General features: G+C 68.6%; 25 protein-coding genes and 1 pseudogene. 18 read left to right on the top strand and 8 right to left on the bottom strand.

The window, feature by feature from the left end:
• The 5 genes and pseudogenes from BM345_RS02705 to BM345_RS02685 all read right to left on the bottom strand — a co-directional run.
• Positions 1–131, bottom strand: a pseudogene (locus BM345_RS02705) (NAD(P)(+) transhydrogenase (Re/Si-specific) subunit alpha); the annotation flags it as partial.
• Between the two features lie 24 nt (positions 132–155).
• Positions 156–1,193 carry an L-idonate 5-dehydrogenase gene (locus tag BM345_RS02700; RefSeq protein WP_093375206.1) on the bottom strand — a complete coding sequence of 346 codons (1,038 nt, stop codon included), beginning with the start codon at positions 1,191–1,193 and terminating at the stop codon, positions 156–158.
• Between the two features lie 10 nt (positions 1,194–1,203).
• Positions 1,204–1,977 carry a glucose 1-dehydrogenase gene (locus BM345_RS02695; protein WP_093375204.1) on the bottom strand — a complete coding sequence of 258 codons (774 nt, stop codon included), beginning with the start codon at positions 1,975–1,977 and terminating at the stop codon, positions 1,204–1,206.
• A gap of 15 nt (positions 1,978–1,992) precedes the next feature.
• The gene (locus tag BM345_RS02690; RefSeq protein ID WP_254789456.1) at positions 1,993–2,502 is read right to left on the bottom strand and encodes a gluconokinase; all 510 of its coding nucleotides are present in this window, start codon (positions 2,500–2,502) and stop codon (positions 1,993–1,995) included.
• Positions 2,503–2,514: 12 nt separating this feature from the next.
• On the bottom strand, positions 2,515–3,723 hold the full coding sequence (locus tag BM345_RS02685; RefSeq protein ID WP_093375202.1) for an aspartate transaminase: 1,209 nt from the start codon (positions 3,721–3,723) through the stop codon (positions 2,515–2,517).
• Positions 3,724–3,834: 111 nt separating this feature from the next.
• Between BM345_RS02685 and nac the strand changes: the two genes are divergently transcribed.
• Together nac and BM345_RS02675 are read left to right on the top strand one after the other, a co-directional pair.
• Positions 3,835–4,788 (top strand): nitrogen assimilation transcriptional regulator NAC, encoded by a 954-nt coding sequence (gene nac, locus BM345_RS02680; RefSeq protein ID WP_093375200.1) that lies wholly within the window; start codon positions 3,835–3,837, stop codon positions 4,786–4,788.
• A gap of 124 nt (positions 4,789–4,912) precedes the next feature.
• Positions 4,913–5,953, top strand: a complete 1,041-nt coding sequence (locus BM345_RS02675) for an AraC family transcriptional regulator (RefSeq protein WP_093375198.1) — start codon at positions 4,913–4,915, stop codon at positions 5,951–5,953.
• A gap of 47 nt (positions 5,954–6,000) precedes the next feature.
• Here the strand turns inward: BM345_RS02675 and BM345_RS02670 are convergent, their stop codons facing one another.
• The 3 genes from BM345_RS02670 to BM345_RS02660 are packed head-to-tail and all read right to left on the bottom strand — an operon-like array spanning position 6,001 to position 8,953.
• A complete protein-coding gene (locus tag BM345_RS02670) occupies positions 6,001–7,059 on the bottom strand; it encodes a beta-keto acid cleavage family enzyme (protein ID WP_093375196.1) in 1,059 nt (352 codons plus the stop codon).
• A 50-nt stretch (positions 7,060–7,109) separates the two neighbouring features.
• A complete protein-coding gene (locus BM345_RS02665; RefSeq protein WP_093375194.1) occupies positions 7,110–7,952 on the bottom strand; it encodes a TauD/TfdA dioxygenase family protein in 843 nt (280 codons plus the stop codon).
• 32 nt (positions 7,953–7,984) lie between these two features.
• Complete coding sequence (locus BM345_RS02660; RefSeq protein ID WP_093375192.1) at positions 7,985–8,953, bottom strand: Bug family tripartite tricarboxylate transporter substrate binding protein; 969 nt, start codon at positions 8,951–8,953, stop codon at positions 7,985–7,987.
• Positions 8,954–9,148: 195 nt separating this feature from the next.
• Between BM345_RS02660 and BM345_RS02655 the strand changes: the two genes are divergently transcribed.
• The 16 genes from BM345_RS02655 to BM345_RS02580 all read left to right on the top strand — a co-directional run bounded on the left by BM345_RS02655 (position 9,149) and on the right by BM345_RS02580 (position 22,088).
• Positions 9,149–10,120: a quinone oxidoreductase family protein gene (locus BM345_RS02655; RefSeq protein WP_093375190.1), complete on the top strand. Its 972-nt coding sequence runs from the start codon at positions 9,149–9,151 to the stop codon at positions 10,118–10,120.
• 20 nt (positions 10,121–10,140) lie between these two features.
• Positions 10,141–11,151 carry a YeiH family protein gene (locus tag BM345_RS02650; protein WP_093375315.1) on the top strand — a complete coding sequence of 337 codons (1,011 nt, stop codon included), beginning with the start codon at positions 10,141–10,143 and terminating at the stop codon, positions 11,149–11,151.
• 167 nt (positions 11,152–11,318) lie between these two features.
• Complete coding sequence (locus tag BM345_RS02645; RefSeq protein WP_093375188.1) at positions 11,319–11,990, top strand: RraA family protein; 672 nt, start codon at positions 11,319–11,321, stop codon at positions 11,988–11,990.
• A gap of 13 nt (positions 11,991–12,003) precedes the next feature.
• Positions 12,004–12,936, top strand: a complete 933-nt coding sequence (locus BM345_RS02640) for a 2-hydroxyacid dehydrogenase (RefSeq protein ID WP_093375186.1) — start codon at positions 12,004–12,006, stop codon at positions 12,934–12,936.
• 19 nt (positions 12,937–12,955) lie between these two features.
• A complete protein-coding gene (locus tag BM345_RS02635) occupies positions 12,956–13,411 on the top strand; it encodes an acetyl-CoA carboxylase biotin carboxyl carrier protein (protein ID WP_093375184.1) in 456 nt (151 codons plus the stop codon).
• Complete coding sequence (gene accC / locus BM345_RS02630) at positions 13,404–14,756, top strand: acetyl-CoA carboxylase biotin carboxylase subunit (RefSeq protein WP_093375182.1); 1,353 nt, start codon at positions 13,404–13,406, stop codon at positions 14,754–14,756. The genes BM345_RS02635 and accC overlap by 8 nt, the downstream gene beginning before the upstream one ends.
• The gene (pxpB, locus tag BM345_RS02625) at positions 14,753–15,415 is read left to right on the top strand and encodes a 5-oxoprolinase subunit PxpB (protein WP_093375180.1); all 663 of its coding nucleotides are present in this window, start codon (positions 14,753–14,755) and stop codon (positions 15,413–15,415) included. The genes accC and pxpB overlap by 4 nt, the downstream gene beginning before the upstream one ends.
• The gene (locus BM345_RS02620) at positions 15,412–16,410 is read left to right on the top strand and encodes a 5-oxoprolinase subunit C family protein (RefSeq protein WP_093375178.1); all 999 of its coding nucleotides are present in this window, start codon (positions 15,412–15,414) and stop codon (positions 16,408–16,410) included. Before pxpB ends, BM345_RS02620 begins: the two co-directional genes overlap by 4 nt.
• A 61-nt stretch (positions 16,411–16,471) precedes the next feature.
• Positions 16,472–16,882, top strand: coding sequence for an acetyl-CoA carboxylase biotin carboxyl carrier protein (locus BM345_RS02615; RefSeq protein ID WP_093375176.1), 411 nt, complete (start codon positions 16,472–16,474; stop codon positions 16,880–16,882).
• A gap of 10 nt (positions 16,883–16,892) precedes the next feature.
• Positions 16,893–17,660, top strand: a complete 768-nt coding sequence (gene pxpA / locus BM345_RS02610; protein WP_093375174.1) for a LamB/YcsF family protein — start codon at positions 16,893–16,895, stop codon at positions 17,658–17,660.
• A 120-nt stretch (positions 17,661–17,780) separates the two neighbouring features.
• Complete coding sequence (locus tag BM345_RS02605; RefSeq protein ID WP_093375172.1) at positions 17,781–18,533, top strand: SDR family oxidoreductase; 753 nt, start codon at positions 17,781–17,783, stop codon at positions 18,531–18,533.
• A 26-nt stretch (positions 18,534–18,559) separates the two neighbouring features.
• The gene (locus BM345_RS02600; protein ID WP_093375170.1) at positions 18,560–19,261 is read left to right on the top strand and encodes an amino acid ABC transporter permease; all 702 of its coding nucleotides are present in this window, start codon (positions 18,560–18,562) and stop codon (positions 19,259–19,261) included.
• 6 nt (positions 19,262–19,267) lie between these two features.
• On the top strand, positions 19,268–20,065 hold the full coding sequence (locus BM345_RS02595) for an amino acid ABC transporter permease (RefSeq protein WP_093375168.1): 798 nt from the start codon (positions 19,268–19,270) through the stop codon (positions 20,063–20,065).
• Positions 20,062–20,796 carry an amino acid ABC transporter ATP-binding protein gene (locus BM345_RS02590; protein WP_093375166.1) on the top strand — a complete coding sequence of 245 codons (735 nt, stop codon included), beginning with the start codon at positions 20,062–20,064 and terminating at the stop codon, positions 20,794–20,796. The genes BM345_RS02595 and BM345_RS02590 overlap by 4 nt, the downstream gene beginning before the upstream one ends.
• 38 nt (positions 20,797–20,834) lie before the next feature.
• Complete coding sequence (locus tag BM345_RS02585) at positions 20,835–21,680, top strand: ABC transporter substrate-binding protein (protein WP_093375164.1); 846 nt, start codon at positions 20,835–20,837, stop codon at positions 21,678–21,680.
• Between the two features lie 30 nt (positions 21,681–21,710).
• On the top strand, positions 21,711–22,088 hold the full coding sequence (locus BM345_RS02580) for a hypothetical protein (protein ID WP_093375162.1): 378 nt from the start codon (positions 21,711–21,713) through the stop codon (positions 22,086–22,088).

The following is a 22,088-nucleotide window of genomic DNA, read 5'->3' as shown; positions in this document are numbered from 1 at the left end:
GCAGCGGTGATGCCCGCGCCGGATTGAACGCGCACCGTATGCCCCAAGGCAACGAGCTTCTTGGCCGTCTCGGGGGTGACGGCCACACGGGTCTCACCCGCCGTGGTCTCGGCAGACACGCCAATCAACATGAGAACCTCCCAGGGATGATCTGATTATTCGAAGCTCAAGACCACCTTCATGGCCTGCGAGCGGTCGGCGGCCAGCGCGAAGGCGCGGCCGGCATCACGGTACGGCAAGGTGGCCGAGATCAGCGGCTTCACGTCCACCAGTCCCTTATTCAGCAGCGCCACGGCGGTGGCGAATTCCTCGTGGAAGCGGAAGGCACCGCGCAGGTCGAACTCCTTGGCCACGATGGTGTTGATCGGCAGGTTCATGGTCCCGCCGCCCAATCCCACCTGAACGATCACGCTGCGCGGACGCAGCACGGCAAAGGCACCAGTCAGCGCCCGCTCGTTGCCGCTGGCCTCGAAGAGCACGTCGAAGAAGCCCTTGTCGGCTTCGAAGCGAGCAAGCTCTTGCGGGTTCGTCACCACGTTGATGGTCTCGTCGGCACCCACCTTGCGGGCGCTTCGCAGCGGCGCATCGCTCACGTCGGTCACCACGATGTGCGTGGCGCCGGCGTGACGCGCCGCGATCACCAGCAAGGCGCCGATGGGCCCCGAGCCGGTGACCAGCACGTTCTTGCCCACCAGCGGGCCGGCGCGCCGCACGGCATGCAGCGCCACCGACAAGGGCTCGGCCAACGCGCCCTCGGCATCGCTGACGCTGTCGGCCAGCAGGTGCGCCTGTTCCGGCTCCACCACGATCTCCTGGCGGAAAGCGCCCTGCACGTGCGGCACGCGCATGGCGCTGCCGTAGTAGCGCATGTCCAGGCAATGGTTCTGCAGGCCCTGCTGGCAGTAGCGGCAGCGCCCGCAGGGGCGGCTGGGGCTGACGGCCACGCGCTGCCCGGCCGTGAAGCCGGCCAGTTCGCTGCCCACCGCCTCGATGACGCCGGCCACCTCGTGCCCCAGGATCATGGGCTCCTGGATGCGCACGGTGCCGAAGCCGCCATGCTGGTAGTAGTGCAGGTCCGAGCCGCAGATGCCGCCGCAGCGCACGCGCACCAGCAGTTGGGTGGGCAGGGTCTCGGGGGTGGGGACTTCCTCGACGCGAAGGTCGCCGGGAGCGTGGATGACGAGTGCTTTCATGGGGAGGATTTCAGAGCGTGGCGGTGACGCCGCCATCGACATAGAGGATGTGGCCGTTGACGAAATTGGAGGCGTCGCTGGCCAGGAAGACGGCCGCGCCCACCAGGTCCTCGACATCGCCCCAGCGGCGCGAGGGCGTGCGGCCGATCAGCCAGCCGCTGAACTCCTGGTTGTCCACCAGCGCCTGCGTGAGTTCGGTCTTGAAGTAGCCCGGGCCCAGGCCGTTGACCTGGATGCCGTGCTGGCCCCAGTCGATGGCCATGCCCTTGGTGAGCATCTTCACCGCGCCCTTGCTGGCGGTGTAGGGCGCGATGTTGGGGCGGCCCAGCTCGCTCTGCACCGAGCAGATGTTGATGATCTTTCCGCGCTTGCGGCCGATCATGTGGCGGGCCACGGCCTGCCCGACGAAGAAGACGCTGTCGACGTTGGTCTTCATCAGCGTGTGCCACTCGGCCTCGTCGAAGTCCTCCAGCGGCGCGCGGCGCTGCATGCCGGCGTTGTTCACCAGGATGCCGATGGGCCCGATCTCGCGCTCGATCTTCTCGATGGCCTGCGTGACGGCGGCCTTGTCGGTGACGTCGAAGGCCGCCACGTGCACTGTCGCGCCCTCGGCGCGCAGCGCCTCGGCCGCCTGCTGCAGCTTGTCGACGTTGCGCGCGTTGAGCACCAGCTGCGCACCCGCACCAGCCAGGCCGCGCGCCAGCGCCAGGCCGATGCCGGCGCTCGAACCCGTCACCAGCGCCGTGCGCCCGGCCAGGTTGAAACTCTCCAGGACTGCTTTCAATTCAGGCTCCTTGCCTCAGGAAGAAACTTGCACGCCGGCCGAGGCCAGCCACGCGGCCACGGTGTCGGCCTGCGCTTCGGTGGTCTGCAACGCGGAAACGGCGCACACGCCCGCCTCGCCCACCGGCGATTCGAGGGTCGCGAACTGCGAGGTGACCAGGCTGATGGGAAACATGTGGCCGGAGCGAGCCCCCACGCGCCGGGCGGCCGTCTGCACGTCGATCTCGACGTAGACGAAGCGCAGATCGGGCACGGCGGCGCGCAACTGGTCGCGGTAGCGCCGCTTGAGCGCCGAGCAGGACAGGACGATCGAGCCCTCGCTGTCCGCCAGCATCTGACCCAGCCGGTCCAGCCAGGGGCCGCGGTCCGTGTCGTCCAGCGCAATGCCGGCGCGCATCTTTTCCTTGCTGGCCGGCGGGTGGAAGTCGTCGCCCTCGAGCATGGGGCAGTCCAGCGCCTGCGCCAGCCGCTGCGCCAGCACCGACTTTCCGCAGCCTGCCACGCCCATCACCACCAGCTTGCTCATGGGAATCCTTCTTCAGTCCAGGGCGGCGACCGCGCGCGCGATGCGGCGTGCGCCCTCTTCCAGTATGTCGATCGAGGTTGCGATGGACAGGCGGAAATACGGCGACAGGCCGTAGGCCGTACCGGCCACCAGCGCCACGCCCTCGCTTTCCAGCAGGTACATCACGACATCAGTATCGTTGACCAGCCGGCTGCCCTGGGGCGTGGTGCGGCCGATGAGGCCGGCGCAGTTCACGTACACGTAGAAAGCAGCTTCGGGCGTACGGGCGCTCAGGCCGGGAATGGCGTTGATGGCCTGCACCATCATGTCGCGGCGCTGCTTGTAGACGGCCACGCTCTCGGCCACGAAGCCCTGGTCGCCATTGAGCGCCGCCACCGCCGCCGCCTGGCTCACCGAGCAGCAGTTGCCGGTGGACTGCGACAGCAGCGTGTCCAGCGCATTGATGAATTCGCGCGGGGCGGCGATCCAGCCGATGCGCCAGCCGGTCATGGCGTAGGTCTTGGACACGCCGTTGATGGCCAGCGTGCGCTCGCGCAGCTGCGGCGCGGCATGCAGCAGGTGCGGCGTGCGCTCGCCGTCGAAGCGGATGTGCTCGTAGATGTCGTCGGTCATCACCATCACCTGGGGATGGCGGTCCAGCACCTCGGCAAGTGCGCGGTACTCGGCCTCGGTGTAGCTCGCGCCGGTCGGGTTGCTGGGCGAATTGAGCAGCAGCCAGCGCGTGCGCTCGGTGATGACCCCTTCCAGCTGCGCTGGCGTGAGCTTGAAGTCGTTCGACTCGGGGCAGGCCACGGTGACCGGCGTGCCGTCGCAGGCCAGCACCATGTCCGGATACGACACCCAGTACGGCGCCGGGATGATGACCTCGTCGCCCGCCTCGATGGTGATGGCCAGTGCGCTGTAGATGGCGCTCTTGGCACCACTGGTGGCGATGACCTCGTCCATGCCATAGCTGAGGCCGTTCTCGCGCTGCAGCTTGGCGACGATGGCCTGGCGCAGGTCCACGGTGCCCGCCATCAGCGTGTAGCGCGTCTGGCCCTTGTTCATCGCGGCGGCGGCGGCCTCGCGGATGTGCAGCGGCGTGTCGAAGTCCGGCTCGCCCACCACCAGGTTGACGATGGACTTGCCCTGGCGCCGCAGCTCGTTGGCGCGGTCGGCGGCGGAGGTGCTGGGCGAAGGCTTGATGCGACGAAGACGGGTGGCGAGCTGCGGTGTGAACATGGGTGTCCTTGCGGGTGTGACGACCGTAAAGGTAGGGCGCCGCGGCCGGAAAGGCCAAGACGCCTTTGCTCTGCCTTGATAGGCTTTTCTTATGGATGGAGAATCGCGCCCATGAACCTGCGCCGGCTGAAGTACTTCGTGAAGATCGTGGACGTGGGCAGCCTCACCCAGGCGGCCGACCTGCTGCACATCGCCCAGCCCGCACTCAGCCAGCAGCTGGCCACGCTCGAAGGCGAGGTCGGCCAGCAGCTGCTGCTGCGGGCCAAGAAGGGCGTGACGCCCACCGAGGCCGGCAAGACGCTCTACCGACATGCCCAGCTCATCCTGCGCCAGTGCGACCAGGCGGTGGTGGACATGCAGGCGGCCAGCCGGGGCCTGTCGGGCTCCGTGTCCATCGGCCTGGCGCCCGGCACCCTGGCCGCCACGCTGGCCATGCCGCTGCTGCGCATCCTGCGCGCACGGCACCCGGGCATCGTGCCCTACCTCAACGAGAACTACGGCACCACGCTGTCGGAACTCATCATGAGCGGCCGCATGGACCTGGGCGTGCTCTACGGCGGGCGCAACGCCGTCCATGGCCTGCTCTTCGTGCCGCTGCTGCGCGAGCCCCTGTACCTGGTGGGCCCCGGCACCATGCCGGCACCAGCGGAGACGGTGGAGCTGAGCACCCTGGTGCAGTACGAGCTGTACCTGCCGCGCAGCTACAACGTGGTGCGCCGCCTGGTGGACGAGGCCGCCACCGCCGCAGGTCTCTCGATCCGCGTGGTGGCGGAGATCGAATCGGCCACCACCCTGGCGGCCGTGATCGGCGAGAGCCTGGGCGCCACCATCGCACCTGCGTCCCTGGCACGCGAGCTGGTGGTCGAGTGCGAGGCCTGGCAGTCGCGCATCGTCGAGCCGGCCATCGAGGCGCCGCTGGCGCTGTGCCAGTCCGACCACCTGCCGCTGACGGAACCAGCGCAGGCGGTGAAGGAGATCCTGCTGGAACTGGTGGCGGAGATCCCGGGGAGCTTCCCCGAGCCCAAGGCGCGGCCTGCCGCGCAGCCCAGCGGCGAGCCCGCCTGATGCATTTGCGACGCATGGGTTGGCCATGCAGAGGCTGCATTCCGCCGCCGGTGAACAGCCTTCAGGGTCAGGCGCAATGGGCCTTGGCACTGCCTGACAAGCCGAAGCGCCGTCCAAACCACCCATGAAGCACGTCGGTCGACTCATCCGCAGCGCCAGCCTGAGCGGCTACGTGGAACTGGTGCAGTCACTGGGCCGGGACCCCAACGCCTTCATCCGGACCGTGGGATTGCAGGCCAGGCTGCTCGAGAATCCCGAGACGCTGATTCCCGGCGATGCCGTGCGCGAACTCCTCGAGATCACCGCACGCGCCACGCGCACGGAGGATTTCGCATTGCGCCTCGCCGCGCACCGCAGGCTCTCCGCGCTGGGTCCGATCAGCGTCGTGCTGAGGGAAGAGCCCACGCCCCTTGCCGCGCTGGACACACTGGGCCGCTATCTGAAGCTGGTCAACGCCTCGCTGATCTTCCGGCTGGAAGACGCGGGCGACATGATCATCCTCCGGGAAGACCTGCTTCCCAGCCCCGGCCTGCCGATGCGCCAGTCGATGGAGCTCGCCGTCGGCATCATGTTCCGCATCCTGCGCGAGTTGATCGACCCGAACTGGCGACCGCTGCAGGTCTGCTTCACGCACAGGCCACCCGCGGACGTGTCGGCACACAGGGCTTTCTTCAACCGCAGCGTCAAGTTCAACCAGGACTTCAACGGCCTGGTCTGCGTCGCAGCCGACCTCCGCAAGCCGCGCACGGCCGGGGACGAGGGCGCGACGCGCTTCGCACGGGAATACCTGGATGCGGCCTTGAGGGACCGCGGCGAGAGCATGCGCGAAACCTGCCGCGAACTCATCCTGGCCTTGCTGTCCGGGGGCGGGTGCACTGCGCAGGAGGTGGCACGGCACCTGCGCATCGACCGCCGGACCCTTCACCGCCGGCTCGACGCCGAAGGGCTCACCTTCAGCGGACTGCTCGACCAGGTGCGCTCCGACCTGGCCAAGCGCCACTTGCGCGACAGCGACTTGCCTCTGGGCGAGGTCGCCGAACTGCTTGGCTTCTCGGGGCCCAGCAGCCTGAGCCACTGGTTTCGCAAGCAATTCGGCTGCACTCCGTCGCAGTGGAGTCGACACGCCGTCGGCACCGCGACTCAGGACCCTGTCGGCACCTTCTGACCGACTTCTTCGAATCGCATGGCGTGCGCCATGGTCTCCACGAGGAGTCAGGCCGCCTTTCGCAGGAACCCCTGGTTGGCCCCGTTGCGATTGGGCGCGAATCCGTTGGCCTGCAGCGATTCCTCCGCCGTGCCGTAGAAGACGCCGATCTTCGAGATCTCGCGCGCCTGCTGCGCCGTCGCGATCGGGCGGCCGAATTCGCGCGAGATGTGCACCAGCTGCTCGATCTGCGCCACGGTGCCGATCTTGGCCGAGCGCGTCTGGTTCCAGAGCACGTCCTCGGTGCCGCAGCGCACATGCAAGCCCATGGCGATGCCCATCATGTTCACCGGCAGCACGTTGCGCACCGAGCTTTCCACCGTGAGCACCGCACCATCGGGCACGGCGCGCACGAAGTTGGCGAGGTTGTAGATGTTGGGCGCGTCCATGCCGCCGCTGATCGCCACCCAGTTCAGCACCAGCGGCCCCTTGTAGACGCCGCGGCGCATCAGCCTCTCGACCGATTCGAAGCTGTTGATGTTGTAGCACTGGAACGCACTCTGGATGCCCGCCTTGCTGAGGCGGCGGATGTGTTCCTCGACCCAGCCGGGTTGTGCAGGAACCGTCATTTCCTTGTAGGCATCGAAGATGGCGGGAATCTCGCGCGAGGTGCCCTTGAAGTCGGCCAGCTCGGCATGCTCCGTCACGTTCATCTGCGAGGTGTTGACGGTCACCGTCACCTGGTCGGGCGTGGGCTCGAGCTCCGCGAGCATGTGGCGGGTGTCGTCCGACAGCCACTTGGCGGCCGCGCCTTCGCTCTCCGGCGCGAAGGAGATCGAGCCCCCGACCTGGATGATCATTTCCGGCACCGCCCTGCGCACGCCCGCGATCAGCTCGTTGAACTTCGACAGTCGCTTGCTTCCTTTGCCGTCGAGCTCGCGCACGTGCAGGTGCAGCACGGTCGCGCCCGCGTTGTAGCAATCCACCGCCTTCTGGATCTGCTGCGCCATCGTGACCGGAATCTCTTCCGGGAAGTCCGAAGGAAGCCAGCCCGGCGCGTAGGGGGCGGCAGTGATGATCAGGGGCTGCTGGTTCTCGGGGAACAGGTGGCCGTCGAGGAAGTTCATGGCGTTGTGTCTCCAGATGGGTGAGTGGGTGTCGAATTCGGCGGTGCCAGTCAGTAAGGCACGTCGCCGACGATGCCGGCCCGTTCCATCTTGCGCGGCGCGGGCCAGTAGTCGTTCAACGCGTAGTGCTGCGTGCTGCGGTTGTCCCAGACGACCACGTCGCCTGGCTGCCAGGACCAGCGCACCTGGTACTCGGGGATGGTGGCCCGGCTGAGCAGGTAGTTCAGCAGCAGCGCCGCGCCCGGCGTCTTGTCGATGCCGTGCCGCACGTTCTCGGGCGTGCTGTAGTTCGCGAAGTGCGTGGTGAAGCTGCCGACATAGAGCACCTTCTCGCCGGTCTCCGGGTGCGTGCGCACCACCGGGTGTTCCACCGGCGGGTGGTCCTGGCCCAGCTTGATGCGGGCCTCGAGCGGCATCACCGCACCGAAGGAATGCTCGATGCTGGCCTTGGCGCGCAGGTTGGCGATCTTGTGCTTGATCTCGTCGGGCAGTTCATCGTGCGCCTGAACCATGTTGACCCAGATGGTGTCGCCGCCGATCTCGGGGCACTCGATGCAGCGCAGTACCGCGCCCATCGCGGGCCTGGGGCGCCACAGGCCGTCGCAGTGGTAGGTGTTCTCGTAGCTGTGCTTGTTGTCGCTTCGGTAGATGCGGACCAGGCCCGGATTCTCGGGGTCGCTACCGGCCACCGGGTGGTCTTCGAGCTCGCCCAGGCAACGTGCGAAGGCGACGTGTTCGGCACGCGTGATGTCCTGCCCGCGAAAGAACAGCACCTTGTGCTTGAGCAGCGCGGCGCGGACCTGCGCAAAACGGTCAGGGTCGCGGGAGGCTTCGCCGAGGTGGACGTCCGAGACTTCCGCCCCCAGCGAGGGCGTGATGGGTCTGATGTTCATGAGAGGGTCTCCGGTGGAATGACGGGGGCCGGTCAGTTCGCCTGGATGCGGAACTTCCTGACGATGGCGGCGTTGTGCTCGAACATGGCCCGGGTCTCGCTGAGCAGCGCGGGCGTGTCGATGCTGAGTTCGGGCTCCAGGCCCACTTCGGTCAACTTCTGCTGCACCGCGGGGGCCTGCGCCGCCTTTTCGATCGTGGCGTGCAGCTTCGCGAGCACATCGGCCGGCAGCTTGCTCGAGCCGATGAAGCCGACCCATCCGCGGAACTGGAGGTCCGGATAGCCCAGTTCGGTCGTCGTGGGCACGTCGGGCAGGTAGCGCGAGCGGGTCTTGCCGCTGAAGGCATAGGCACGCAGCTTGCCGGCCTTGATCAGCGGCATCGAGGTCAGCATGCCGTCGAACATGATGTCGACCTGCCCACCGAGCAAGTCCTGCAGCGCCGGCGGGGAGCCGGCATAGCCAACGTGCTGCATGTCCAGGCCGGCTCGGTCGCTCAGGATCAGGCCGGCGTACTGCGACACGGTGCCGGGGCTGTAGCTGGCGAAGCTGGATTTGCCCTTGCGCGTCTTCAGCTCGGCGACCAGGCCCTGGAAGTCCTTGGCCGGGTAGCCGGCCGCCGTCACGAGCACCACGCCCGAGCGCGCCACCGCCGCGATGGGCACCACGTCCTTGAGCGGATCGAAGGGCATCTTCACCACCTGCGGCGTCTCAGCCAGCACGTTGCTTGCCGCCATCACGATGGTGTTGCCATCGGGCGGCGCCTGCAGCATGGCCTGCAGGCCGATCGAGCCGCCGGCACCGGGACGGTTCTCGACGATCACGGGCCGGCCGATGTCCAGCGCCATCTGCTGTCCGACGACGCGCGCGACGATGTCCATGGTTCCGCCTGGCGGCGCAGGCACCACGAGCCTCACAGGCTTCTCGCCGAAGGCCCAGGCGCTCAGGGCCAGCGAGCCTGCGACCAGCGCGATGGCGGCGCGTGCGAAGTGCAGTTTCTTCATTTCTTGTCTCCGGTATTTGTCATGCAGGCCTCGGAGCCTGTGGCGCCAGTATCTGGCGGACCGCGCTCTCGGTTCTTGCTTATCTGGGGCATGGATTTGTCGATCCGGGACATCGCCGCGCCGACGCTTCCTGTTGCTGCGGCACGCCGCAAGAATCCTCCCCATCCGTTATCCAGACAGGTCAGGAAACCCAGAATGAATCAGGCCATCCGCTTCCACGAGACAGGCAACGCCGACGTCCTGAAGCTCGAACACGTCGAGCTCCGCGACCCCGGCCCCGGCGAGGTCCGCCTGCGCCACAGCCTCATCGCCGTCAACTTCATCGACGTCTACTTCCGCACGGGCCGCTATCCGCTGGCCTTGCCCAGCGGACTCGGCTCCGATGCGGTCGGTGTGGTCGAGGCCGTGGGTCCCGGTGTCACCGACATCCACGTGGGCGACCGCGTGGGCTACCTCATCGGGCCGCAAGGCGCGTACAGCCGGGCGCGCGTGATGCCTGCCGACGTGCTGATCCCGCTGCCCGATGGCATCTCCGACCGCACCGCCGCCACGCTCATGATGAAAGGCATGACGGCGCAGTACCTGTTCCGGCAGGTCTTCCCGTTGCAGGGCGGCGAGACCATCCTCTACCACGCGGCTGCCGGCGGCGTGGGCCTGATCGCCTGCCAGTGGGCGCGCGCCCTCGGCGTCACGATGATCGGCACCGTCAGCACCGACGAGAAGGCCGCGATCGCGCGGGCCAACGGATGCACCCACACCATCGTGACCTCGCGCGAGGACATCGCCCGGCGCGTGCGCGAAATCACCGACGGAAAAGGCGTGCCTGTGGTCTACGACTCGGTCGGCAAGGACACGCTGCAGGCTTCGCTCGACTCCCTGCAGCCGCGCGGCGCGCTGGTGAGCAATGGCACCTCTTCGGGCCCGGTGGTGATCGACACCCGGGAGCTGGCCACCAAGGGCTCGATCTGGCTCACGCGGCCGGCGATGGCGCACTACATCCACCCGCGCGCGCACATGCTCGCCATGGCCGAGGAGCTGTTCGGCCATGTGCTGGCCGGGCGCATCGTGAGCGAGCCGCAGCAGAGCTTCGCGCTCGCAGATGCGGCCGAAGCGCACCGCGCGCTCGAGGGCCGCAAGACCACCGGCGCCACCGTGCTCGTGCCCTGAGCTTCGTCATGCACACGCCCATGACCGCCCTCTCCATCGACGCGTGGCCGGCCCGTGGCCGCGCGCTCTTTCCCGGCACCCTCGCCTGCGCGGTGGTCGCTGCCGCGGCGACCTTCCTGTCGCAACACTACGGCGCACCGGTGATGCTGTTCGCGCTCGTCCTCGGGATGGCGATGAACTTCCTTTCCGCCGACGGGCCATGCAAGCCCGGCATCGAGTTCACCGCGCGCCATGTGCTGCGCTGGGGCGTGGCGCTGCTCGGGCTGCGCATCACTGCCGCCCAGGTGATGGCGCTGGGCTGGCATCCGGTGCTGGTGGTGGCGGTGTCGCTGGTGCTGACCATCGGGGTGTCGATGGTGGTGGCGCGGCTGATGGGATTCAGCGTTTTGTTCGGCCTGCTCAGCGGCGGCGCCACCGCGATCTGCGGCGCCTCGGCCGCACTGGCGCTGGCCGCGGCGCTGCCACCCCATCCGCTGAAGGAGCGCGCGACGCTGTTCACCGTGGTGGGCGTGTCGGCGCTGTCGACCTTGACCATGATCGCCTACCCCATGATCGCGCGCGCCCTCGGCATGGACGAGCACGCGGCCGGCGTCTTCCTCGGAGCCACCATTCACGACGTGGCGCAGGTGGTGGGCGCGGGCTATGGCATGTCGCAAGCCACCGGCGACACTGCCACGCTGGTCAAGCTGATGCGAGTGTCGGCGCTGCTGCCGGTGATCCTCTTCGCCGCGATGTTCGTCCGCACGACCGGCAGGGCCGTCGGCGCTTCTCCTCCGGCGCTGCTGCCGTGGTTCGCGGTCGCATTCGCCGCGCTGGTGGCGATCAACAGCACCGGCTGGCTGCCGAAGGCCCTCGCCACCGGCGGCAGCGATCTCTCGGGTTGGTTCCTCGTGGCAGCCATGGCCGGCATCGGGATGAAGACGCAATTGCGAGAACTGATGGACGTGGGACTCAAGCCGGTGGTGCTCATGGTGGGAGAGACGGCGTTCATCGCCGCCCTGGCCCTGGCGCTTCTGCGCTGGGCGCATTGAGGGGGCCGGCCCTCGCTCCGGGAGCGAAGAAGGCCGCCGCGCGCGGCCTTCCATAAGCGCTTCTTATCTTGGAATAGGCAATCTGTCTTTGTGCGCGGGGGTGGCGATGCCTACGCTGTCCATACCGGCAACCCTGCCGTCCACCCGATTCCGCACAAGGACACGCCATGACCCAATTCGGAGCCCGCCGCCGCGATTCGTCGACGCAGGCCGATCCCAAGCACCTCGAACTGCTGCGCACCATCGCCCTGCCGCTGCTGAGCGACAGCCTGCACCGCGGCACCGGCAGCGTCGGCCTGCTGCCCTTCCACAAGCCGGGCAAGTTCACCATGGTGGGCACGGCAGTCACCGTGCGCACCCGCGGTGGCGACAACCTCACGACGCTGCGTGCCTTCGACTACTGCCGTCCTGGTGACGTGCTGGTGGTGGACGCCGGCGGCGACCTGACCAACGCCGTGGTGGGCGGCATCATGACCGCCGGCGCAGCCATGCTGGGCCTGACCGGCGTGGTGATCGAAGGCGCGATCCGAGACATCGCCGAGATCCGCGAGCGCGAGTTCCCGGTGTACGCCCGTGGTGCCAACCACCGCGGACCCTACAAGAACGGCCCCGGCGAGATCAACGTGCCGGTGTGCATCGGCGGCATGGTGGTGGAGCCGGGCGACATCATCGTCGGCGACCAGGACGGCCTGCTGGCCTTCCCCGCCAGCGAGGCCGGCGCGATCATCGACAAGGCGCTGGCGCAGCAGAAGAAGGAGGAAGAGCAGATGGCCGAGATTCTCCAGGGCCGCTGGGACCGTTCCTTCGTCGCCGGGCTCGAGGCCCGCGCCATCAACTGAAGCAGCGCACGCCATGACCAAGATCGACTTGCTGGCGGTGGCCAGGCCCTCGCCCCTCCTGGCGCCGCAACTGCAGGAGCGCTTCCAGGTGCACGAGCTACCGCTGGACCCGGCCGTCGCGCCGCGCATCCGCGCCATCTGCGGCGGCGGCGAGTCGCGGGTGAGCGCCGAGCTCATCACGCAACTGCCGGCGCTGGAGATCGTCTCGATCATGGGCGTGGGCTATGACGGCGTGGACGTGGCCGCCGCCAAGGACCGCGGCATCCCGGTGACGCACACGCCCGACGTGCTGAACGACGACGTGGCCGACCTGGCGCTGGCATTGATGCTGGGCATCTCGCGCCAGCTGGTGCAGGCCGACGCACACGTGCGCTCGGGCGCCTGGCAGCATGGCGCCCTGGCGCTGGGCCGAAAGATGTCCGGCGCACGCCTGGGCCTGGTGGGCATCGGCCGCATCGGCCAGGGCATCGCCCGGCGCGCGGAAGCCTTCGGCATGCAGGTGGCCTACACGGCACGCCATGCGCGCGCCGAACTGCCCTATACACACTACCCGGATGCGGCCGCGCTGGCGGCGCAGAGCGACTACCTGGTGGTCATCACACCGGGCGGCAACGCCACCCGCCACCTGGTCAACCGCGAGGTGCTGCAGGCCCTGGGCCCCAAGGGCATCCTGGTGAACGTGGCGCGCGGCTCGGTGGTCGACCAGGCCGCGCTCGTCGAGGCGCTGGAGCAGAAGGCCATCGCCGGTGCCGCGCTGGACGTGTTCGAGTCCGAGCCCGACGTGCCCGAGCAGCTGCGCCGCCTGCCCAACGTGCTGCTGTCGCCGCACATCGGCAGCGCCACGCACAGCACCCGCCAGGCCATGGCCGACCTGACGGCCGCCAACCTGCGGGCGCATTTCGACGGGCAGCCCCTGCCCTCGCCCGTGCCCGAGTGCCGCACCTGAAGCGTTGAAAAGGCCCGCCATGGACGCGCAGCAGATCAAGGTCTTCATCGATGCCATGGCGGCATCAGACCTGAACGAGATGGAAGTCGAGCACGGCGGCTGGACGCTGCGGCTTGCCCGCAACACCGGCGGCGTGCCGCGCTCCGCACCGCGTGCCGCCGCGCCTGCCACGGCAAGCCCCGCGCAAGCAACTCCGGCGATGCCTTCCGAGCCCGCCGCAGCCGGCCCCGAGGAACTCCAGGCGCCGATGTTCGGCGTGCTGCACCTGCAGCAGGCGCCGGGCGAGCCGCCCTTCGTCAAGGTCGGCGACGTCGTCGAGGTGGGCCAGCTCCTGTGCTCCATCGAGGCGATGAAGGTCTTCAACGAAGTGCGCGCCGAGCGTGCCGGCCGCATCGCCGCCGTCCGCGCCACCAGCGGCACCGAGGTCGAGGCGGGGCAGGCCCTCTTCACCATCGAGCAGGTGCAGCATGTTTGACACCGTCCTCATCGCCAACCGCGGCGAGATCGCCCTGCGCGTGCTGCGCGCCTGCCGCGGCCTGGGGCTGCGCGTGGTCATGGTCCATTCCGAGGCCGACAAGGACGCGCCCTACCTGGCGCTGGCCGACCAGGCCCTGTGCATCGGCCCGGCCGCGCCGGGACAGAGCTACCTGAACCAGCCGGCCATCCTGGCGGCGGCCGCGGTGAGCGGCGCGCAGGCCATCCACCCCGGCTACGGCTTCCTGTCGGAGAACGCCGGCTTCGTCGAGCGCGTGGAGCAGGCGGGCCTGACCTTCATCGGCCCGAGTTCGGCCTGCATTCGCGTGATGGGGGACAAGGTGTCGGCCAAGCGCGCGATGCGCGCTTCCGGCGTGCCCTGCGTCCCGGGGCCCGATACCTCGCTGCCCGAGGACCCGGCGCAGGTGCGCCGCCTCGCCCGCGAGATCGGCTACCCGGTCATCGTGAAGGCGGCGGGCGGCGGCGGCGGGCGCGGCATGCGCGTGGTGAACGACGAGGCCGAGCTGCTGCCGGCCTTGGCGGTCACGCGCGAGGAAGCGGGTCGCGCCTTCGGCAACCCCGAGGTCTACATCGAGAAGTTCCTTCTGCACCCGCGCCACGTGGAGATCCAGGTGCTGGCCGACCGCCACGGCAACGCCGTGTGGCTGGGCTCGCGCGACTGCTCGCTGCAGCGGCGCCACCAGAAGGTGATCGAGGAAGCGCCTGCCCCCGGCATCCCGCAGGAACTGCTGGCCCAGGTGGGCGACAGCTGCGCGCAGGCCTGCAGGCGCATCGGCTACAGCGGCGTGGGCACCTTCGAGTTCCTCTACGAGAACGAGGCCTTCTATTTCATCGAGATGAACACGCGGCTGCAGGTGGAGCACCCGGTGACCGAGCTGACCTCGGCCATCGACATCGTGCAGCAGCAGATCCGTGTGGCGCGCGGCGAGGCCCTGCCCTTCACGCAGGCCGACATCGCCTGCCAGGGCCATGCCTTCGAGTGCCGCATCAACGCGGAAGACCCGCGCACCTTCCGGCCCTCGCCGGGCCAGATCACCGACTGGAACGTGCCGGGCGGCTGGGGCGTTCGCGTGGACTCGCACGCCCGCGCCGGCTACCGCGTGCCGCCCTACTACGACTCGATGGTGGCCAAGCTGATCGTGCACGGCGCCAGCCGCGCGGACGCCCTCACCCGCCTGCGCGTGGCGCTGGACGAGATGCGGGTGGAGGGCATCGCCACCAACCTGCCCCTGCACCGCGAACTGGCGGCCGACGAAGGCTTCGTCGATGGCGGCGTGGACATCCACTACCTGGAGCGCTGGCTCAAGGAAAGGGCCGCCGCATGAACCACGATGCCCCCGCCTTCAGCCTGCTGGGCACCACCGCCGTGCTCTTCGAGGCCCCCGGCCGCGAGATGACGCTGGCCACGCAGCAGCGCATCTGGTCGCTCTCGCACGAGGCTCAGCAGTGGCCGGAAGTGCTCGAAGCCGTGCCCGGCATGAACAACCTGATGCTGGCCCTGGCCGATCCGCCGCGCGACCTGGCCGGCCTGCGCGAACGCATCCTCGAACGCTGGGAATCCGTGACGCCGATGACGCGCGAGGGCCGCGTGATCGACCTGCCCGTGGTCTACGGCGGCGCGGGCGGCCCGCACATGGCCGACGTGGTCGCGCACTCGGGCCTGAGCGTGGACGAGATCGTCGAGCTGCACAGCGCGCCGGTCTACCCGGTGTATGCGCTGGGCAGCCATCCCGGCTACTGCTACCTGGGCGGCATGGACGCGCGCATCGCCACGCCGCGCCGCAAGGTGCCGGTGCTGAGCATTCCCGGCGGCGCGGTGTCCATCGGCGGTTTCCAGACCGGCGTGTCGGCCTCGGCCGGCCCCAGTGGCTGGAACACCATCGGCACCACGCGCATGTGCTTCTTCGATCCTTCGCAGGAAGAGCCTGCCCTGCTGCAGCCGGGCGACAGCATCCGCTTCAAGGTGGAAAAGGTGATCCGATGATCGAGATCCTGGGCGCGGGCGCCCTCACCACCATCCAGGACCGCGGCCGACAGGGGTGCCTGCGCTGGGGCGTCGGCACCGCAGGCGCCATGGACGGTGTCGCGCTGGCCGCGGGCAACCTGCTGCTGGGCAATGACGAAGGCTGCGCCGCGGTCGAGGTGCAGGTCTTTCCCTTCAAGCTGCTCTTCCAGGCGGACTGCGCTTTCGCGCTGACCGGGGCGGACTGCGATGCCCGACTGGACGGTCTGCCGCTGCTGCCCTGGTCCGGGCACCAGGCGCGCGCCGGGCAAACGCTGCAGCTGGGCACGCCCAAGCCAGGCCCCCGGCGCACCAGCCGCGCTTACCTGTGCCTGCCGGGCGGCGTCGACGTGCCGCAGGTGCTGCATTCGCGCAGCACCCAGTTGCGTGGCGCATTCGGCGGCCTGCAGGGCCGGCCGCTGCAGCGCGGCGACACGCTGCGGGCCGCGGCGCTGGACGCCGGCATTGCCGGCCGGGCCGGCGCCGCGATGGGCCTGATGCCCCCCGAGATCGCCCTGCCCCTGGAGCGCGACGGCTGCCCCGCCGTGCGCGTGCTGCCGGCGGCGGAGTACGACTGCTACACGCCCCTGTCGCGCGAAGCCTTCTGGCAGCAGGAGTGGAAGATCACGCCGCAGAGCGACCGCTACGGCTACCGCCTCGCAGGCGAAGCGCTGCAGGTCATCGCGCCGCTGGAGATGCGCTCGCACGGCATCGTGCCCGGCGTCATCCAGGTGCCGCCCGACGGCCAGCCCATCGTGCAGATGCGCGATGCGCAGCCTACCGGCGGCTATCCCAAGTTCGGCGCCGTGATCGAGGCCGACCTGTGGCGCCTGGGCCAGGCGCCCATCGGCAGCCGCATCCGCTTCGTGCAGACCAGCTGGGACGAGGCGCTCGATGCGATCGAGCAGCTGCGCGCCTGGCTGGACGACGCGGCGCGGCAAGTGGCGCTCTACCGCCCCGCGAAGGAGACCGCATGAACATCGCGCCGGGCCGTGCCAGGCGAGCTCGCACTGCGGTGCGACGCACGAAGGTACTGCAATGACCACCTCACGCATCGGACAGGTCCGCCAACTCACCGAGTGGCTGCAGGCCACGGACATCAGCCTGCTGGAGCTGCGCGCGCCCGGCGAATCGATCCGCCTGTGCCGACAGGCCTCCGGCGAAGTGCGCGAAGCGGCGGCCGACTCGGCGCCGGCAACCGCGCCCACTTCGGCGACCGTCGTGCGCGCCGGCTCCGTCGGCATCGTCCTGCACAGCCACCCGCTGCGCAGCGAGCCGCTGGTCAAGCCCGGCCAGCAGGTCGCGGCCGGCCAGCCCGTGGCGCTGCTTCGCATCGGTCTGGTGCTGCTTCCGGTCGGCGCGCCGCGCGCGGGCGTGGTGAGCCGCATCCTCTCCACCCATGAATCGGCGGTGGGCTTCGGCACGCCGCTGGTCGAACTCGCTTCCTGAGGACTCCGACATGAACATCGACCTGAACGCCGACCTGGGTGAGGGCTTCGGCCCCTGGCGCATGAGCCAGGACGAGGCGCTGCTGGAACTGGTCTCCTCCGCCAACGTGGCCTGCGGCTTCCATGCCGGCGACCCGCTGATCATGGAACGCACCGTGCGCACGGCCAGCCAGCGCGGCATCGACATCGGCGCGCATGTGGGCTTCCCCGACCGGCAGGGCTTCGGCAGGCGCGTGATGCAGGTGGAGATCGAGGAACTCTGCGCGATGGTGATCTACCAGCTGGGCGCGCTGTCCGGCGTGGCGCGCGCAACCGGCGGCCGCATGACGCACATGAGCTTCCACGGCGCACTGGGCAACATGGCTGCGGCCGACGCCGCGCTGGCCGATCCGCTGCTGGCGGCGGTGGCGCGCTTCGACCCGAAGCTGATCGTCAGCTCCTCCTCCAGCCAGGCGATCGAGCAGGCGGCGGCGCGGCATGGCCTGACGATCGCCACCACCTTCCTGGCGGACAGGGCCTACGACGACCAGGGCCTGCTGGTCCCGCGCAAGCTGCCCGACTCGGTCATCAAGGACGAGGCCAGCGTGCTCGCCCGCGTGCGCCAGCTGCTGCGGGAGGGCACCGTGACCACCTACGGCGGCGCCACCATTCCCATGAAAGCGCGCTCGATCCTGGTGCACGGCGACACGCCGGGCGCCGTCGAGCTCGCCCGCACGGTCCGCTCGGAGATCGAGGCAGCCGGGGGTCGCATCGTGCCCATCTCGCGCCACCTCGCCTGAGCAGTGGGACTAAGGGTTACCCCCGTAATAAGCCTTCCTTATCTCAACAGCCCGATTCCGTCTTGGTCACGCGTCGAGCCGATCGCTAAATTTCAATCAACCACCAAGCACTGCACCCACATGCCATTCGCCGACTACACCACCGCTCTCGTCACCGGCGCCTCCTCGGGCATCGGCGCCGCCGTCGTCAGGCGCCTGCGCGCCGAAGGCCTGCAGGTGCATGCCATCGCCCGCTCCAGGGACGCCCTGCATGCCCTGGCTGAGGAAAGCGGCTGCATCCCCCACGTGCTGGACGTGACCGACCTGCAAGGCCTCACACGCCTCACGAAGGAAGTGGCCTTCGACGTGCTGGTGAACAACGCCGGCGTGGACAAGCCGCGTTCCATCCTCAAGGCCGAGCCCGAGGACATCGACCTGCTGGTGGACGTGAACCTGCGTGCCGTGCTGCACCTGTGCCGCCTGGTGGTGCCGGGCATGGTGGCGCGCGACCGCGGCCACGTCATCAACATCAGCTCCATCGCTGCTGCCTACAACTTCGGCGGCAACAGCACCTACCACGCGACCAAGGCGGCGGTGAGCATGCTCTCGCGCCAGTTGCGCATCGATGCCTTCGGCAAGCGCGTGCGCGTGACCGAGATCTGCCCGGGGCGCGTGGCCACGGACATCTTCGCGCACGTGCATGGCGACTCCAAGGAGACCTACGAGCGCTTCGTCGAAGGCTTCGAGCTGCCGCAGGCCGAGGACATCGCCAACGCGATCGGCTTCGCCATCGCCGCGCCCATCGCCGTGAACATCGGCCACATGGAGATCACGCCCACCCTGCAGGTGCCCGGGGGCTTGTCGACCACGCGGCCCGAGCACCCCAAGGCCTGACGCACCACAACAAAAAGGAGCCTGCCATGAAGGACTTCAACCTGATGGTGATCCTGCTGAGCCCCGAGTTCAGGCAGATGCTCCTCCACGGCCTGAAGATCACGCTGGTGATTGCGGCCGGTTCCTGGCTGCTGGCGATGACGCTGGCCCTGGTGCTTCTCACCGCGCGCCTCACGTCCAGTCGCATCGCCCAGCGCATCGTCGCGGCCTACGTGTCCTACCACCGCAACGTGCCCACGCTCGTGCAGATGATGCTCTGGTACTTCGGCATCGCCAGCCTGCTGCCGGACAACGCACAGGGCTGGCTGGCCGACCACCATGCCGAGGCCCTCTTCGCCATCGTCTCGCTGGGCCTGTGCCAGGCGGCCTACTTCAGCGAAGACCTGCGCTCGGGCTTCCGCGCGGTGCCCACCGGCCAGGCCGAAGCGGCGCGCGCCCTGGGCCACAGCTATGTCGGCTCGATGCGCCATGTCCTGATGCCGCAGGCCATCCGCAATGCGATCCCGGCGCTGGTGAACCACAGCGTGTCGCTGTTCAAGAACAGCAGCCTGGCCATGGCCATCGGCGCTGCCGAGCTGACCCACGCGGTGAAGGAGCTGGAGAGCCAGACCTTCCGCACCTTCGAGGTCTTTCTGATCGCCACCGTGGTCTACCTGGTGATCTCCCTGTTCATCATGGCGGCCGGCGCCTGGCTGGACCGGCGCGCATCGCTGGCCACCGCGAGGTAAACAGCGATGAGCGACATCTTCAACATCCTCGGCGACAACTGGCTGCTGCTGCTGGTCGGCCAGTACCCCAACGGCCCGCTGGGCGGCCTGGCCTGCACGCTGATCCTCTCGCTGCTGGCGATGGTGCTGGCTTTTCCGGCGGGCATCCTGGTGGCGCTGGCCCGGCTCTCGCGCTGGCGTCTGCTCAACTGGCCGGCCACGGCGCTGGTCTACGGCACGCGCGGCATTCCGCTTCTGATGATCATCCTGTGGGTGTACTTCCTGGTGCCGCTCTTGATCGGGCGCAACGTCACCGGCTTCACCACCATGGTGTGCACCCTGGTCATCTACGAGTCGGCCTTCCTGGCCGAGATCATCCGCGCCGGCATCCTGGCGCTGCCCAAGGGGCAGATGGAAGCGGCACGCGCCCTGGGCCACAGCTACCTGGGCGCCATGTGGGCGGTGATCCTGCCGCAGGCGCTCTACAACATGCTGCCCAGCATGCTCAGCCAGTTCGTCTCCACCATCAAGGAGACCACGCTGGGCTACGTGATCAACGTGCCGGAACTCACCTTCGCGGCCAATCAGATCAACAACCAGCTGCTGACCAAGCCCTTCCACGTGTTCGCCATCCTGGCGGTCATGTACTTCATCCTGTGCTGGAGCCTGACCTGGCTGGCGACCTGGCTCGAACGCCGCATCGCCACCAAGCGCCAGGGCGCCAAGGCCCGCCCTGCCGTGGCCGGCGCCCAGGCCGCCGCCGTCGTCTCTCCCCTTCCCACCGACCGGCCGCTGGCCGCCGCCTCGACGAGGACCACCCCATGATCTCCTTCAGCCAAGTCAACAAGTGGTACGGCGACTACCACGCCCTGGTCGACATCTCCGCCGAGGTGAAGAAGGGCGAGGTCGTGGTGGTGTGCGGGCCCTCGGGCTCGGGCAAGTCCACCCTGATCCGCACCGTGAACCGCTTGGAGGAGATCCAGTCGGGCGACCTGCAGTTCGACGGCAGCAAGGTCAACGGCCCCATGCCCGGCAAGCAGCTCAACCAGCTGCGCAGCCGCATCGGCTTCGTGTTCCAGAGCTTCAACCTCTTCCCGCACATGTCGGTGCTGGAGAACATCATGTTCTCGCCGCAGCGCCTGCGCGCCATGGGCAAATCGGAGGCGCGCGGCAAGGCGATGACGCTGCTCGAGCGAGTGGGCCTGGCCAACAAGGCGGAGTCCTATCCGGCGCAGCTGTCGGGTGGCCAGCAGCAGCGCGTGGCCATTGCGCGCGCGCTGGCCATGGAGCCGCCGGCCATGCTCTTCGACGAGCCCACCAGCGCCCTGGACCCCGAGATGGTGGGCGAGGTGCTGGCCGTGATGCGCAGCCTCGCCCAGGACGGCATGACCATGATGTGCGTCACCCACGAGATGAACTTCGCCCGCGAGGTCGCCGACCGCGTGTGGTTTATGGACGCCGGCTCCATCCTGGAGACCGCCGACCCGCAGACATTCTTCAGCAAGCCGCAGCACCCGCGGGCGCAGCGCTTCCTGAGCGACCTGCGCGCGCATTGAGTTTTTTCCATCCCCCGACCTATCCCAGGAGTTCCAGCATGCAGATCCGTCCTTCCTTCCGGTTCGCCATCGCCACCCTCGCCTTGGGCGCGGCATGTGCTCCCGCCCTGGCCGACCAGTGGGCGGACATCCAGCAGCGCAAGGAGCTTCGCTGTGCCACCTTCGCCGACGTGCCGCCCTTCGCGGCGCCGGACCCGAAGACGCGGGAGATGGTCGGCTTCGACGTCGACCTGTGCAACACCATTGCCAAGCAACTGGGCGTGAAGGCCGCCGTGGTACCCGTGTCGGTCGAGGCCCGCGTGCCCGAAGTGAAGATGGGCCGCGTGGACATCACCGTCGCCAACCTGGCCTACACCCTGAGCCGCGCCGAGCAGATCCAGTTCAGCCACCCCTACTACCTGGCCAAGGAGATGCTGGCGGTGAAGGCCTCGGACCCTGGCACGAAGAAGGCCGACTTCAAGGGCAAGCGCGTGGCCTCCACCAAGGGCTCGACCTCCGAGCAGTCCATCAAGCTCAACGGCTCGGACCCCGTGACCTTCCAGGACACCGGCTCGGCCTACATGGCCGTGCAGCAGAACAAGGCCGTGGGCATGGTGGCCAACACCATGACCATCACCAAGCTGGTGAACCAGTCCAAGTCCGGCGGCGCGGTGGAGCTGAAGATGATCCAGGACCCGATGCTGTTCCAGCCCATCGGCATCGGCATGAAGAAGGACGAACCAGCCCTGCTGGGCAAGGTCAACGACGCCCTGGTCGCGCTGGACAAGTCCGGCGAGATCAACAAGCTGTGGGACAAGTGGCTGGGCCCGTCCACCGAGTACAAGATCGTGCGCGACGAGAAGGTCGTGCCGCTGGCAGACCTGAAGTTCGATCCGATCCAGTGAGTCGGGAGGGCCTGTATCCTTCGCGATCCCATGGCCCGACTGAACGCCGAGCAGCTGCGTGAACTTTGCGCCCGCCAGGACCCCTCCCTGGTGGCGGGCTGCACCTGCGCCCCGCTGCAGGTGCCTTCCTGGGAAAGCATCACCGACGAGCGCTGGCACGAAAGCGTCCGCCTGGCCGGCACCCTGCGCGACGAAGAGGAATACGAGCCCACCTTCGAGGAGTTCCACCCGAAGGGCACGCGCTACGCATCGCCCGACGCGCCCATCGCGCTGGGCTGGTTCCCCTTCAACCGCAGCGACGTGCATGCCTGCAGCCGCTGCCACAGCGTGTTCCTGCGCTACACCGAATACGGCGGCTACTACATGGACCACCGGGTGCGGATGGTCGACCCGAAGCTGATCGTCTAG

The organism is Variovorax sp. OV329 (genome assembly GCF_900114785.1).
Taxonomy (GTDB): Bacteria; Pseudomonadota; Gammaproteobacteria; order Burkholderiales; family Burkholderiaceae_C; genus Variovorax.
Note: the sequence above shows the minus strand (reverse complement) of the source record. Positions and strands in the feature narration are given on the sequence as shown.

Excerpts from the sequence above, each read along its gene's own strand:
- pxpA (WP_093375174.1), top strand. The coding sequence starts at position 16,893 with ATGAACATCGACCTGAACGCCGACCTGGGTGAGGGCTTCGGCCCCTGG.
- BM345_RS02590 (WP_093375166.1), top strand. The coding sequence starts at position 20,062 with ATGATCTCCTTCAGCCAAGTCAACAAGTGGTACGGCGACTACCACGCC.
- BM345_RS02595 (WP_093375168.1), top strand. The coding sequence starts at position 19,268 with ATGAGCGACATCTTCAACATCCTCGGCGACAACTGGCTGCTGCTGCTG.
- BM345_RS02635 (WP_093375184.1), top strand. The coding sequence starts at position 12,956 with ATGGACGCGCAGCAGATCAAGGTCTTCATCGATGCCATGGCGGCATCA.
- BM345_RS02585 (WP_093375164.1), top strand. The coding sequence starts at position 20,835 with ATGCAGATCCGTCCTTCCTTCCGGTTCGCCATCGCCACCCTCGCCTTG.
- BM345_RS02650 (WP_093375315.1), top strand. The coding sequence starts at position 10,141 with ATGACCGCCCTCTCCATCGACGCGTGGCCGGCCCGTGGCCGCGCGCTC.
- BM345_RS02605 (WP_093375172.1), top strand. The coding sequence starts at position 17,781 with ATGCCATTCGCCGACTACACCACCGCTCTCGTCACCGGCGCCTCCTCG.
- BM345_RS02670 (WP_093375196.1), bottom strand. The coding sequence starts at position 7,059 with ATGAACTTCCTCGACGGCCACCTGTTCCCCGAGAACCAGCAGCCCCTG.
- BM345_RS02690 (WP_254789456.1), bottom strand. The coding sequence starts at position 2,502 with ATGAGCAAGCTGGTGGTGATGGGCGTGGCAGGCTGCGGAAAGTCGGTG.
- BM345_RS02685 (WP_093375202.1), bottom strand. The coding sequence starts at position 3,723 with ATGTTCACACCGCAGCTCGCCACCCGTCTTCGTCGCATCAAGCCTTCG.
- BM345_RS02600 (WP_093375170.1), top strand. The coding sequence starts at position 18,560 with ATGAAGGACTTCAACCTGATGGTGATCCTGCTGAGCCCCGAGTTCAGG.
- BM345_RS02665 (WP_093375194.1), bottom strand. The coding sequence starts at position 7,952 with ATGAACATCAGACCCATCACGCCCTCGCTGGGGGCGGAAGTCTCGGAC.
- pxpB (WP_093375180.1), top strand. The coding sequence starts at position 14,753 with ATGAACCACGATGCCCCCGCCTTCAGCCTGCTGGGCACCACCGCCGTG.
- accC (WP_093375182.1), top strand. The coding sequence starts at position 13,404 with ATGTTTGACACCGTCCTCATCGCCAACCGCGGCGAGATCGCCCTGCGC.
- BM345_RS02580 (WP_093375162.1), top strand. The coding sequence starts at position 21,711 with ATGGCCCGACTGAACGCCGAGCAGCTGCGTGAACTTTGCGCCCGCCAG.
- nac (WP_093375200.1), top strand. The coding sequence starts at position 3,835 with ATGAACCTGCGCCGGCTGAAGTACTTCGTGAAGATCGTGGACGTGGGC.
- BM345_RS02655 (WP_093375190.1), top strand. The coding sequence starts at position 9,149 with ATGAATCAGGCCATCCGCTTCCACGAGACAGGCAACGCCGACGTCCTG.
- BM345_RS02620 (WP_093375178.1), top strand. The coding sequence starts at position 15,412 with ATGATCGAGATCCTGGGCGCGGGCGCCCTCACCACCATCCAGGACCGC.
- BM345_RS02660 (WP_093375192.1), bottom strand. The coding sequence starts at position 8,953 with ATGAAGAAACTGCACTTCGCACGCGCCGCCATCGCGCTGGTCGCAGGC.
- BM345_RS02700 (WP_093375206.1), bottom strand. The coding sequence starts at position 1,193 with ATGAAAGCACTCGTCATCCACGCTCCCGGCGACCTTCGCGTCGAGGAA.
- BM345_RS02675 (WP_093375198.1), top strand. The coding sequence starts at position 4,913 with ATGAAGCACGTCGGTCGACTCATCCGCAGCGCCAGCCTGAGCGGCTAC.
- BM345_RS02645 (WP_093375188.1), top strand. The coding sequence starts at position 11,319 with ATGACCCAATTCGGAGCCCGCCGCCGCGATTCGTCGACGCAGGCCGAT.
- BM345_RS02640 (WP_093375186.1), top strand. The coding sequence starts at position 12,004 with ATGACCAAGATCGACTTGCTGGCGGTGGCCAGGCCCTCGCCCCTCCTG.
- BM345_RS02615 (WP_093375176.1), top strand. The coding sequence starts at position 16,472 with ATGACCACCTCACGCATCGGACAGGTCCGCCAACTCACCGAGTGGCTG.